The following is a 13586-nucleotide window of genomic DNA, read 5'->3' as shown; positions in this document are numbered from 1 at the left end:
AAAGCAACAATACCGCCAAAATCAAGGTGTGCTTAATCCTTTACTCCAAAGGCTTTCACCCTTGGCTATGATATTGAGCCCCATTGGGGCTTGGTGAGGATTAATGAAATAATCCACAACCACAGTAATAAATAATGTTGTTATTTCATACTTCTGTCTATTGGTTAAAACCCATGGCTATTGACCATATACTTGTTCCTAGGGCTAGTAAGCTACATTAATAGGACCCCGACAAAAAGTAACTTAAGAAGAAAACTTGGATCTATCTCAATTTCTATTTTTTCCTCGGCCTTATGGAAATTAGTAAAATGGATTACTCAATGGCGTGAAGAACAAAAAAATTGTTTGACGCTTTTTCGGCGGAGTTTTTTTTTGTTTAGCCAGGGAGTAATTCATTTTTGCGTTAAGATTTACATACAGCCTTGATCTTTTTGGTTCGTTTTTGTATCATAGCCTGCCCTGATTTACAATTCCCTCAGGGCCTGCCCTGAGTATCGAAGCGGATCAGTGGACAAAAATGAACAGGAAGAAATATCAATAACCAGTGATTTAAACCTTCAAATTATATTAACCGGATACAATGTCCCTGTAAATAGAAATAGTCAGACGGAATGTATTCATAGGTTTTTATTTCGTTTTATAGCTGGCAATCCATTAATACTTTTAGGCCTGAAGGATTTTTATCTATGGACTCAAAAACCTGCTGAATATTGCTCAAAGGCTGTACATCGGTGATCATTTTTTCAAAAGGAAGTTCGTTGGCAGTGATCAGTGCAATGGCTTTTTCATAATCCTCTTTTTCATAAACTCTTGCCCCTATAAGCTTCAATTCCTTCCAAAAGAACTTGAACAGATCTACGGGTTTTTTTTCCCCATGGATGGCGACCATTACAATTCTCCCTCGAATTCCAGCCAGATCGGTCATTATATCCAGGGCAGGCTGCACTCCAGCTACCTCAAAAACCACATCCGCCAGTCGGCCTTCTGTTTGCTCCCGCACCAATTCAACAATATCCGTTTTGGTTGGATTAACGGCCTGCAGGCCAAACTCAGCAGCTTTTTTTATTCTGGTTTCATTGACCTCAGAGATGATTACATTGGCGCCGGCATTCTTAGCGACCAAAGCCACCAATAAACCTATTGGTCCGCCACCTAGCACTACAGCTGTTTCTCCGGGCACCAGACCACTCATTTTAACATCGTGAACAGCTACAGATAGAGGCTCTATCAATGCTGCCAATTTCAAGTCTGTTTCAGGCTTTAATTTATGTAAAACAAAAGCCGGAACATTCCAATATTGCTGCATGGATCCCGGACTATCAATACCAATAAATTTAAGGCCTGCACAAATATGGTTGTATCCTTTGTCTGAAGCTTTGACCAAGCGATCATCCAAAGGCCTAACCACTACTTTTTCACCAATTGAGTAATCATTGACATTTTCGCCAACCCCATCTATGGTTCCTGACATTTCGTGCCCGATGGTTTGGGGTATAGCTACCCGCTTGTCCATCATGCCATGGTAAATGTGTACGTCTGTTCCGCAAACACCTGTATAAGCCACCTTAATGCGGACTTCATCAGGAGCTGGATCTTCCGTTGTTTTATCGATTACAGAAAAGGAGCCATTGCCGTTATAAACTGTTGCTTTCAAAATTGTATAGGTTTTAAGTTATGATTAGGTTAAGAGACTAATATTGAATTGTCCGCTATAGCTTCAATTCGTAGATAAAATGCAGTAAAAACCAGTATTCGAATTTTAGATGATCCTTAAGTGCAAAAATTAAAGAGATCTTTTCATGGTAAAATCAACTGGCATTTCATGTAAAAACTATTTTTTTAAATTATTGTTTTCGATAAAATCCCTTCTTATTTGTTTTGCAGTTTGGTATTCACCAGAATGATGCCATCCGGGAGGTTTGACGATATATAAAAGTTTATTCTTCAGTCCTGGGGCATGGATTACATCCCTATAAAGAGCTATAAATTCTCCAAAGTAAACATCAACAAAATTACCTGAATCCATTTTTCTGGTAATCCCATATTCTATTTCAATTTTATCGTCCTCATCCTGAAAAGTGCCAAATATTTTGTCCCAAATAAGCAATAAATTACAGAAATTCGTATCCATGTATAAGGGGTTTTTGGCATGATGCACCCTGTGGTGGGAAGGTGTAAGTATGACCTTATTGAGAAAACCCATTCTCCCGTCCTTCATTAAATTTTCTCCGACATGAATAAAGGCACCATAAGTACCATCAATAAACATAATCACAAACAACATTTCAGGAGGAACGCCCATTAGTATACACACTGCGGTACGAATGGTGTCAGCATAAGGCGCTTCCAGAAAGAAATGCGCATAAGTAACAGAAAGGTTCATGTTCTCAGGTGCATGATGGGTAGAATGCAGGCACCAAAACAAACGGACTTTGTGCCCCCAATAATGGTACAGAAAATGCGCAAACTCCCAAACTATATAGCCATAAATAAACCAGTACCAGGTAAGTTCTGCATGGAAAAGCGCATAGGGTTCTAACAAGCCTATGAGTAAAACCACCATGGCAATGGCGATAAATCTACCCACAATCCGATTAAAAACATAAATCAAGAAATTGACCTTATAAACCTTGGTTTGTGGTTTTTTGTAAACAAAACTTAAAATCAGTTCTAGTAAAACCAACAAGGGAATGATTGGAAAAATCAATGAGGTGATGCCATCATAGGTTTTAAATGCTGCATAATCCCCAGAACTTAAGATTTCCATTAATCGGTTTATGCCTAAAAACCCGGTTATTTCACTGAATAAATTGTTAAAAAACTCCATTTGTTATAATAAGATAATCTAGGTTATTGGTTTATGATTGGCCTTATTATTTTGATTAATAAGTCAAGCCATAACCATCATTTGGGTTCTGTATTTGTTAAATTTGGTTTTTAAAATAGTAAATAGGATTCTAAAATACATGAAATTAAATCCAAATCAACTTTTAAGGATTCATGGCAAACCAGGTATTGGCATTTTTATAAAATATCTTATCCACAACTTGCTTTGGCAATTTAATTCCCTGAAAGGATGAATTGATTAAATCACTCTCCATGACGTTGTCTGTTACAAAATATTCCCAATCCCTTTTCCAGGCACTCTCCATATTGGCCTCCAAGTCTTCTTTGCTCATATTATCATTATCAGCCAAATCAGTTGCATACAATATCCTGTCTTGGTACTTAATAAAGAAGTCTCTGACTTTTTCTCTATCCTCAACCGTTTGGTAAAAAACTTGCCCCATTCTTGCTGCAAGCCCAATAGCCATATTTGGAAACTTCTCAAACCTTTCAGCCAATTCGTCAACGCTATACTCCAAACTTCCCATATGTGCTCCTAAAAATCTAAGGTCAGGATGCTTTTCTAACATTCTATCACGACTGGCCACAATATCCTCATGGGAAGGCATTTCAGGATGCAGGTACATATGATATTCCGGATGTTTTTTAAAATAACTTCTATCATTATTGGTCGTCATTTCGTCAAAAGGTAACCAGCAATTTTTAGGTTCTCCAAGATGTCCCATTAAGGTTTTACCCCTTTTCTGAATATGGGCTATAATAGGATCAAACCTTGCATCGTCGATCGCAATTAAATTTCCTGTAGTATCCCTTGATACCATACCAATATTCTTCCAAACCTTAACCCCTACAGCTCCTTCATCAAAGCAGCTGTCCAACCAGGAAATTACTTTTTCTTCCCAAACAGGATCATCAAAATCAGAGACGGCAAAAGAAGTTACCAAATCGACAGTTTCAGGGTTTTGCTCCTGTTGAATCTTTCCATAATTGTACTTGATATAAACATCATCCCAACCCTTATTAATCTCCAAAGCGACATTCACCAAATGAAAATTATCAGCCTTGGCCTTTTCCACGAAATAAGGCCTGTCTGACATTATATGGATGTGAACATCTGTCTTTTTGACCCTAGTATAATCTTCCATGGAGTAATACGCATTGTCTTCAGTACAAGAGACAAAAATTGTAAGCGCGATAATAACAGATAGGTATTTTTTCATTAAAATAGAACTAAGATTGATTAGGGATAAATACTGGAAAAACCGACTATTGTCTACTCATTTACAATAGTTTAATGTTTTAACTCGAAGAAACCATGTCAAATTCCGGTACGAGTATCATTTTGGGACACCAGCTTATTTTGGCATAATTTAAAGGAAATTATTACCAGTAAGAAAAAAACGATAAAAAAATTATTTTTTAATCCTCTATATATTTAAAAAAATAGTATACTTTGTCCCTCTAATTTTATTTAGAAACAATAGATCTTAAATAACAAGACCATATCACCAGAACCTTTACACCTTAATAACAAGGTGTAGTAAATTAAATTTTAATGCACTTTTCAGTAAAATCATTTTATAGTCTAAGTGTCGCTTTGGTTTTTCTTTTCAGTTGTAAACAGGAAAAACCTTATACCGACATCTCTCCGACAGAAAGGCTTGATCCAAGTAGAATGCAAGCCCCCTATCCTGAAGTTCCCATTCCCGAATCTGCCGATCTAACTTCTCCAAGATGGAAAGGCATAGACCTTAGTCCTTTACCGCCTTTAGTTCCATTGTCCGCCAGCGAAGAACAAAAGACCTTTGTTCTCCAGCCTGGTTACTCCATGACACCGATTCTTACCGAGCCACAAATCAAAGAGCCTGCAGCCATACAATTTGATGGCAATGGAAGAATGTATGTGCTAGAGTTAAGAAGTTACATGCAAGACATTGATGCAGTTGGAGAATTATTACCTACAAGTCGTATTTCCAGATGGGAAGACAAAGACAACGATGGCATTTATGAAGAAGGCGTTGTATTTTTAGACAGCTTGGTTTTCCCGAGATTTGTTGTTCCATTTGGACCGGGTACAATTCTATCTATGGAGTCCAATGAAGATGAGGTTTATAAATATACCGATACGGACAATGATGGCAAAGCAGATAAAAAGGAATTGTTTGCTTCTGGCCTTGGTAGATCAGGAAATGTGGAACACCAAACCAGTTTCCTTACCTGGGCCATGGACAATTGGATGTACAGCACCTACAATTCGAAAAGAATTAGATGGACTCCTGATGGGGTAATTCAGGAACCAACTGGAAATCCTTATGGACAATGGGGAGTGACTCAAGACAATTATGGACAGGTTTGGTTTCAAGATGGTGCCGGTGGAGTACCCCGAAACTTTAACTTTCCCATTGTTTATGGAAATTTTAATGTTAAAGAGGAGTTCCAAAAAGATTTTAGACTTCCTTTCAGTTTGGTTAGGCTAGCAGATTTTGAACCTGGAATGAGGGAAACAAAACCTGACGGATCACTGAATAATGTAACCGGTGCTGCTGGAAATGATGTTTTCAGAGGTGACAGATTGCCAAAAGAATTGGTTAATCAGTATTTCTATGGTGAACCTGTAGGTAGAATAGTAAGACAGGTATATTCGGATAAAAAAGAAGGAATCACCTCTATTCAAAACCAATACTTGGACATCGAATCAGAATTCATTCAATCTACTGATCCATTTTTCAGACCAACAGATATGGCTACCGCCCCTGATGGCACCATGTATATCGTGGACATGTACCGTGGAATTATTCAAGAAGGAAACTGGACCCAAGACGGCAGTTATTTGCGTACAAAAATCCTTCAGTACCAAATGGACGATGTCATAGAGAATGGAAGAATCTGGCGAGTTACCTATGAGGGAATGTCTAGAGACAAAAACAAGCCCAAAATGTTTGAAGAAAGTGCTGCTGAACTTGTCAAGCACCTGGAACATCCCAATGGATGGTGGAGAGACAAGGCACAACAACTCTTAATTCTGAGACAAGACCACTCTGTTGAAGCTAATTTGGTGAAAATGGCCAAAAGTTCCAGCAATGAACTAGCTAGAATCCATGCATTATGGACTTTGGAGGGTTTAGGCCTACTTAAAAAGGACCTCGTATTGTCTTTCTTGGGAGATAAGAGTGTAAATATCAGGATTCAAGGACTACGAGCCAGTGAAACCCTATACAAATACGGAGAAAAAAGCCTTGAAAAGTCCTACAAAGAAATGACTTTGGATGCTGAACCTTCCGTAGTCATTCAAGCGCTTCAGAGTGCCTATGTATTAAAAGTAAGTGGAATTGAAGAGACCCTCAAAGCAATTCAGCGCTCCAACCAAGCCAAAGGTGTTCAAGTGGTCACTAAACAGTTATTGGAAAATATCGCAGAAGAAAAAAAATTGGCCGAAACCCAATACACTCCGGCGGAACTGGTTTTATTTAATCAGGGGAAAACAATTTTTGACAGCTACTGTGCAACCTGTCACGGTGTAAAAGGACTTGGAACACCTACCGGAGCTGCCGGTGGTCAATTGATTGCACCAGCATTCTCTGGTTCACCACGTGTTCAAGGTCATCCTGAATACATTGTAAAAACACTTTTACACGGACTTACCGGAGCAATAGAAGGCAAGGAATACGAGGGGGTAATGATTGCCATGAGTAGCAATGATGACCAGTATATCGCTGCCGTAGCCTCTTATATTAGAAATGATTTTGGTAATTCAGGAAGCTTTGTATCAGCAGACTATGTAGCAAAAATTCGAAAAGATACCGAACAAAAGGATGGAAATTACCAATACGATGCCTTGTTAGCTGAAGTACCAAAAGTACTTTCCCCTCAAGACAACTGGAAGGTAACAGCAAGCAGTACCTCTTTACAAGGTGTAGGTTCTACAAGAGATCCATCTTATGTCTTTGGTTTTAAAGGCTGGAAAACTGATGGAAACCTAAAAAATGGCAGTTGGTTTCAGGTTGAATTGCCAAAGGCGGCGGCACTAACGGAATTGTCTTTTGAATCCAGGGATGAGATGAATCTTGGGAAATTCAAAGTTATGGTTTCCTTAGATGGTAAACAATGGATTGAAGTAGCTCAGGCTAAAGGCAACCAAGGAGCAAACACTGTAAGTTGGGACAATAATACCGAAGCCAAATTTCTGAAAATTGAAAGCTTGGAAGAAGGCGAAAAGCCTTGGAACATGCGCAAATTAAATATCTACGCAAGATAAAAAATACAATGGTGGCAAATCAAGGCGCTTTCGGCTCTGATTTGTCACCATTTAATTAACCTAAAAACGATTGCCTTTTTTACGGGTCGTTATATCCGAATGCGAAGACCCCGCCATTAACTTTTAAATCTTAAGATTTTGTCAGCATTGTTGCAGAATAAAAGCAACAATACCGCCAAAATCATATAGTGCTCATCATTTTTTTACCAAGGGCTGACACCCTTGGCTATGTTATTTCGCCCCCTTGGGGCTTTAACCCGAAATATGCAATAGACATTCTATTACGTGCTGAAATCGCTTTAAAATACCCAATCGTTGCTGTTTTCAATTTCACCATAGCGGTGCTATGCTAAAATCTCCAAACAGCCTGATTGTCTTGCGATTGCAACACTTCCCGTAAACACGGGACAGGCTTCACCCCTGACAATGTCAGGGCGGAGAAATTCTATTACATAATCCGGGTTTAATAATCGGAATGATTAATCTTCCATTAATTTATAAGAATTTCTGTATTGAATAAAAGGGTTAGATGGGATTATTAATTAAGATTCTCTAACTATTATCAGCCCAAATAGATCATTATTCAAAGAATTAATCGCAACAGGTAATATAAATTTGATTGCCTATTTCAAGTTAAAACTTAACCATATAGTCCGATATTACTGCAGTAGATACACTTCCGTACTGTCCTTCTGGCATTCCCAATTCATAAGGTGTGGGCTTGATCCATTGACTTCTTACACCTTCCACGGTTAGCGTACCAACTGGGTCAACTGTCACAAAAGCATATAGAGGATCTTTATAAGCAGCAATATGTGGCAAGTTTGGGTACCTTTCGTATTGGGCTTTAGGAAACCTCTCCAAACTGGTATATTTTTCTCCTATCCACTGATAAGACATACTGTTAATTTCAATATAATCTATGCCATTGAGGTGCCTATGAAAATCGATGTGATTGTGACCGTTAAAACAACAAATGACTTTATCTGCCTCAGCTTCCATTATCTCCTGAATTCTCAGTCTATTTTTCACTCCCCATTGATGGTGCCAAAGACTTTGGTGTGAAAGTACAATAGTCGGTAATTTTGTGGCAGCAAGGTCTGCTTTAAACCATTCAATCTGCTCGTCATCAATGTAAGTTCTTAGTGCACTATCCACGTAAAAATTGGCTTTATGATAATCAATATATTTCCCATCTTGAAACAAAAAATTAGCATCTAGGGTAATAAAATGGACTCCCTTTAGGTCATAAGAATAATAAGTCTTTGGCATACCCCAAAAATCCAACATTTCCTGCTTTGAATTCCGATCCATATCATGGTTACCAAGCACATGGTATTTAGGCCCTTTGAAAGTTTCCCAGATACCCATAAAATCCTTGTTTTTATCCTCCCCCATACAAAAGTCACCCAATTGTATTACCATGTCCACCTCTCTTGAGATGGACTTGTCAATAAACTCCTCCAATCGCTCATTGGCGTCTGGGATCAAATCTTTATGAACATCGGCCACCAAACCAAAACGCAATGTTTGGGTATTCTTCTTACTTTCAGCATTGGCTTTAAAAGACAATGAAGTAAATGGCAGGGAGGCAAGTAATGAACCTGTTCCTATTTTATTTATAAATTTTCTACGCTTCATTAATTAGGATAAATTGTCAGTTTAAAAATTCAATTCTAAAGTTAAAATTATAGGGTATTCCTCTTAATACAATCTTTTTAAATAACTTTCACTTAAAACAGATGCTATTTCTTCGGATGAAAAATTTTCACTGTTAATATGGTCTGCCAAGACTTTAGCCACAACTGGTAATTGTTCCTTTTCCAGCCATGTCTCAGGTTCCCATAATTTAGATCTTAAAAAAGCTTTTGCACAGTGAATATAACACTCCTCTACTTCTACAATAATCCCTACTTCAGGACATTTCCCATTAATCTGGTATTTTTCAAGTAAATCTTTGTCTCGACTTAAGATGGCTTTACCATTTATCCGCAAGGTTTCTTTGAGCCCCGGAATGATAAATATTAACCCAATATGAGGGTTAGAAAGAATATTCACCATAGAATCACATCGCTTATTCCCAGGTCTTTCAGGTAGAACTAGGTATTGCTCGTTTAGCACATCCACAAAACCTGCAGGGTCACCTCTGGGAGAAACATCACAGCTCCCATCTTTATTGGCTGTACTTAGAAACAACATTGGAGATTTGGCGATAAAATTCTTGCAATGCCCGTCAATAAAATTAATTGACTTTTTTTGCACTAACTCTCTGGGGAAACCAAGAATTTCTCTCAATTCTTCTAAAGTATTTATCTGATTTTTAAACTCAACTTTCATGGGTTAATATTTTATTAGTAGTGCAATGAATAGGTTTTTTTAAAGAAGCCTCTATAGGCGCCTCCTCTTATCGGTTTTAAAGCTTTAATTTAATAATAATTCATTAATAAATAGGGAAGGAAATTAAGATTGGTAAAGCAGCTATTTTAGTGAAGGCTTTTTTCAATTGGATTTAGAAAAGTCCTTGCTAAATTCAATCCTTAATGGACAGTTTTTAACTGTATGGCTGGAACTATTTTACCTGAGAAGGAATTTTATTAAAATGCTTGGCTTATTTAGGTCAAAATAACCAAAGGAAACTATGGAAAATGAATTAGAGGTAAAACTTGAAGAGAAAAGCATTAAACCAACGACCATGAGGCTTTTGGTTTTAAAGAAATTGGTGGAATCCACGGTTGCAGTAAGTTTGAATGACCTTGAAAGTAAGTTTGACCGGGCAGACAAAGCCACCTTGTACCGAACACTCAAAACTTTTGAAAAGAAAAAATTAATTCACAGCATAGAAGATGGTACCGGAGCTGTAAAATACGCCCTTTGTGAAGAAGGTTGTGCATGCGAGCCTAAAGATCAACATACGCATTTCCATTGCATCAAATGCAATGAGACTTTTTGCCTCACACAATCCAAAATCCCTGCGGCCAGTATTCCGGCCGGTTTTAAGGCATTAAGTGTTAGTATGGTTTATCAAGGCCTTTGTAATATATGTTCTTGACCAATTTCTCCTTAATGGTATCTAACTCTTCTGAAATTAAAGTAAAGATTCAATAATCTTACCTTTTAATTATTTGGAAAATAAAATAGAACAGTTATTGACCCTTATTTAATTAATCTGACTAGAAGTCATATTGATGCTTTTTTAATGATCTCTGCAGAGAATTTTAAATTAGAAAAAACTTCACACTGAAACTTAGACCTAATCGCATTAGGCCAAAACATTAACGGCTATGGACTATAGTTTTAAAACTTATTTCATTGTTTTTTATAACCGGCGATAAATATTGAAAATTAAATCTTTAATATTGGATTATATAAGACTATTTTTAACTAATAACTTTTACTTATGCGTTTCAAAAGTACCATTATTGGAATGCCGTTTTTGGCAATTATTTTAACTTCAAGCCTTAACCTATCTTGTATTTCAGATGATAATGAGCCTGAAGAAGAAACTTGTGGGGGAAGTGAGAATTTCCCTTATATGGAAGAGGGAAATCAATGGACCTACCGACTGGAATCATTTTTCATGGCCGATGCCGAGATGACTGTAACAATAGCAGAACCATTGGAACCGGGGAAGTTCAAGGTATTGATTGATTCAGATCTAATTGATGAACCAATAGAAAACATATGGTTTTCCTGTGGAGAAAATATCTCCCAAATGAATACAGCTACAGATGACCCTTTAAATAATATTTTCAGGAAAAATGACCCTGCCATAGGAACCACTTGGGAAGGTAATAACAACAATGATGTTGGGAAGTATGAAGTCATTGATAAAAATGTGACGGTCATTACCGATGCAGGATCTTTTATTTGCGATAAAATTACTTTTCATATTGAGGATGCATTTAATGTAGATACCATATATGAATCATCGAACTATGGAACGATCAAGTATGATGGGATATTTTTAAAATATGAATTATCCCACAAGAACTTTTAAAAAGTGCTAATGTTAATAAGTATTGGCATTACTTCTGAAATTGGATTAGCTATTAACCGTTCAATTTTGGGTGGTTTACTATGAATCGGTAATACCAAGACAATTGTTAACATTTTGATGGCCTTTTTAAGGATCAATTTGCACCAATTTCCATATTAATTTAATTCGTATTCCCATAGCATTTAACTAAATTGGCCAATATGACCTAATTTCTAGCAAACCAAAAAATGGAAATCTTTAATACAAAATTCAAATGGGTTATCTTTCTGGGCTTGCTCTTGCTGTTGATGCCGGGTTTTAGTCAGGGACAAACCGATACCCTTTCTACCCCATCAGATAGCATTATGATTACCATCATGATGAAACACCACCAAGATAAAAACATTGAAGAGTTAAGAGAGATCAGAAACAAAAATGGATTTTTGGAAAAATTTCCTCCAGCTTCAGCAAGAGTTATCAATTGGTATGTCATGATGGGTATCGGACAAGTGGTCACCCTGAAAATTCCAGCTAGTGAACTACGTAATCTCAATATAGCTGTAGAACAAAGTGTGTGGGGTGCCTTCTCAACGGAGTTTTACCCGACATACGATCTTTATCCTGTAATTAAGGAAGCAAAAGAAAATCTAAACAAAGGTCAATGAAATTAAACTTAATTCAAACATGTATGCCATACTGGTTTTCAAAGGGTAAAATTATCATATCTTAATGCTTGGTTATAGGTATTGAAAAATTACCTGTTTAATAAAATTTAGATGAAAAATAAAATTTGCTTAATCACAGGTGCCAATGCAGGCATAGGATTTGAAACAGCTAAAGCACTTTGTGCAAAAGGTTTTAAAGTGATTCTTGTCTGTAGAACAAAGGAAAAAGCAATATCTGCCATGGATAGAATACTGGAGAATCAGGCAGATGCCAGTATGGATTATGCTACTGCAGATTTAAGTTCTCAGGCAGAAGTAAGAACTTTGGCTATGAATATTATTAGCAAATATCCAATATTGGATGTCTTGATCAACAATGCTGGCATTTGGTATTCGGACATGGTGTTGACAGAAGATGGAATAGAACGCCAATGGGCCATCAATCATCTTGCCCCATTTTTATTGACTCACCTTTTGTTACCCTTACTCGTAAAAGCAGAAGACCCAAGGATTATTACTGTCAGCTCTGATTCGCATTTCCACGGCAAAATTCATTTTGAGGATGTCAACTTAACAAACAACTACCATGGACTGAGGGCTTATGCCCAATCAAAATTAGCCAATATATTGTTTACAAAGGCTTTTGATCGAATTAAACCCTTAAAAAAATTAGCCATTTATGCAGTACAACCTGGCTTAGTGAAAACAGACATTGGCTTGAAACATACCTTTTCTTTTCATGGGCTGATGTGGAAATTAAGAAGACTGACTGGTAAAACTCCTGCCAATGGTGCAGCGACCTCTATCTTTTTAGCCTCCGAAGATTCGGTTAAAGGCGATTCTGGGAAATACTGGGACAATTGCAAACCAAAAGCCACTTCAAATAAAGCAGCTTCTATTCCTGATGCTGACAGGCTTTGGGCATTGAGTTGTAAGCAATGTGGGATAAACGATTATTTTGAGAATATAACTTAATGTGTACTGTATACACGAAACAAACGTTCCAATAACCGCATCTTGGTGGTGGTTGGAAAAAGGCGAGACAGCTTGACCAATACCCAATTGATTTTGCCTGGAATGATTATGGTTTTGCCCTTCAGTAAGCCTTTTAAACCTATCTCAGCCACTTCATCAGGCATCAAAACTACCAATTTCGCCCTACTACCATGGGCTTTCATGCGTTGCAGACCTTCTGCATTGGTCACAACAGGTCCAGGGCAAACTACTGACACAGTAACTGGCCCACTTTTAAGTTCCTCCCTCAAGGCAAGACTATAAGCATATACAAAGTTTTTTGAGCCGGTATAAACGGCTTTATAAGGCAGAGGTAAATTGGCTTCCATGCTGCTCATATTCAAAATATAGGCCTTCTCTTCTAGCTTGAGTAAGGGTAGAAAATAATGACACATCCTAATCAGTACCTTATTGTTCAAATCAATGATTTGAAGCTGTTTTTCCAAGCTTATATTTTCAAACCTCCCTCCTGTCCCTATACCAGCATTGTTAATCAATCCATCAATTGAAAGTTGCTTTTCTATGCAAAAATCAAATAATGCTTTAACAGCATCTTCCTGTGTAAGGTCTACGGTGAAAGTCAGTACTTTCACTTTCCACTTGGATAAGATTTCAGTTTGGACCTCGGCTAATTGCCCATCAGGTAAAGCTACTAGGATAAGATTAAACCCTCTTGCAGCACTAGCCATGGCAAAAGCCCTTCCTATGCCCATACTGGCCCCAGTAATCAATGTGAAATTTTCTCCCTTCATTGGGTTAAGTTAAAAAAACCTAGCAAATAATCCTTCTTATCAGTGATTTCTAAATAAAAACGCTTTTAGTCCCTAAA

11 protein-coding genes are annotated in these 13586 nt (G+C 37.4%); 5 read left to right on the top strand and 6 right to left on the bottom strand.

Features of this window, described 5'->3' with window-relative positions:
• Positions 1-637: 637 nt before the first annotated feature.
• The 3 genes from AC13EX_RS10545 to AC13EX_RS10535 form a co-directional block, all read right to left on the bottom strand.
• Positions 638-1654: a (R,R)-butanediol dehydrogenase gene (locus AC13EX_RS10545; RefSeq protein ID WP_048643531.1), complete on the bottom strand. Its 1017-nt coding sequence runs from the start codon at positions 1652-1654 to the stop codon at positions 638-640.
• Between the two features lie 177 nt (positions 1655-1831).
• The gene (locus AC13EX_RS10540) at positions 1832-2767 is read right to left on the bottom strand and encodes a sterol desaturase family protein (protein ID WP_339717991.1); all 936 of its coding nucleotides are present in this window, start codon (positions 2765-2767) and stop codon (positions 1832-1834) included.
• 223 nt (positions 2768-2990) lie between these two features.
• The gene (locus tag AC13EX_RS10535) at positions 2991-4067 is read right to left on the bottom strand and encodes an amidohydrolase family protein (RefSeq protein WP_339717992.1); all 1077 of its coding nucleotides are present in this window, start codon (positions 4065-4067) and stop codon (positions 2991-2993) included.
• A 335-nt stretch (positions 4068-4402) separates the two neighbouring features.
• Here AC13EX_RS10535 and AC13EX_RS10530 point away from each other — a divergent pair, with 335 nt between their 5' ends.
• Positions 4403-7102, top strand: a complete 2700-nt coding sequence (locus AC13EX_RS10530) for a DUF7133 domain-containing protein (RefSeq protein WP_482892651.1) — start codon at positions 4403-4405, stop codon at positions 7100-7102.
• A 633-nt stretch (positions 7103-7735) separates the two neighbouring features.
• Here AC13EX_RS10530 and AC13EX_RS10525 read toward each other — a convergent pair.
• Together AC13EX_RS10525 and AC13EX_RS10520 are read right to left on the bottom strand one after the other, a co-directional pair.
• Positions 7736-8743 carry a metallophosphoesterase family protein gene (locus tag AC13EX_RS10525; protein WP_482892650.1) on the bottom strand — a complete coding sequence of 336 codons (1008 nt, stop codon included), beginning with the start codon at positions 8741-8743 and terminating at the stop codon, positions 7736-7738.
• A 63-nt stretch (positions 8744-8806) separates the two neighbouring features.
• The gene (locus tag AC13EX_RS10520) at positions 8807-9439 is read right to left on the bottom strand and encodes a pyridoxamine 5'-phosphate oxidase family protein (RefSeq protein WP_048643526.1); all 633 of its coding nucleotides are present in this window, start codon (positions 9437-9439) and stop codon (positions 8807-8809) included.
• A 301-nt stretch (positions 9440-9740) separates the two neighbouring features.
• On the opposite strand from AC13EX_RS10520, the gene AC13EX_RS10515 reads away from it, so the two are divergent.
• From AC13EX_RS10515 to AC13EX_RS10500, 4 genes are all read left to right on the top strand, one after another.
• A complete protein-coding gene (locus AC13EX_RS10515) occupies positions 9741-10151 on the top strand; it encodes a Fur family transcriptional regulator (protein WP_482892649.1) in 411 nt (136 codons plus the stop codon).
• 348 nt (positions 10152-10499) lie between these two features.
• Positions 10500-11099 carry a hypothetical protein gene (locus tag AC13EX_RS10510; RefSeq protein ID WP_482892648.1) on the top strand — a complete coding sequence of 200 codons (600 nt, stop codon included), beginning with the start codon at positions 10500-10502 and terminating at the stop codon, positions 11097-11099.
• A 227-nt stretch (positions 11100-11326) separates the two neighbouring features.
• Positions 11327-11743 (top strand): hypothetical protein, encoded by a 417-nt coding sequence (locus AC13EX_RS10505; RefSeq protein ID WP_482892647.1) that lies wholly within the window; start codon positions 11327-11329, stop codon positions 11741-11743.
• A 111-nt stretch (positions 11744-11854) separates the two neighbouring features.
• Positions 11855-12718 (top strand): SDR family NAD(P)-dependent oxidoreductase, encoded by an 864-nt coding sequence (locus tag AC13EX_RS10500; RefSeq protein WP_482892646.1) that lies wholly within the window; start codon positions 11855-11857, stop codon positions 12716-12718.
• Here AC13EX_RS10500 and AC13EX_RS10495 read toward each other — a convergent pair.
• On the bottom strand, positions 12715-13509 hold the full coding sequence (locus tag AC13EX_RS10495; RefSeq protein ID WP_482892645.1) for an SDR family NAD(P)-dependent oxidoreductase: 795 nt from the start codon (positions 13507-13509) through the stop codon (positions 12715-12717). The two genes, AC13EX_RS10500 and AC13EX_RS10495, sit on opposite strands and share 4 nt — an antisense overlap.
• Positions 13510-13586 lie beyond the last annotated feature (77 nt).

Source organism: Cyclobacterium sp. L-R (genome assembly GCF_056859355.1).
The sequence above is the reverse complement of the archived record's forward strand: the minus strand, read 5'-3'. Positions and strand labels throughout refer to the sequence as shown.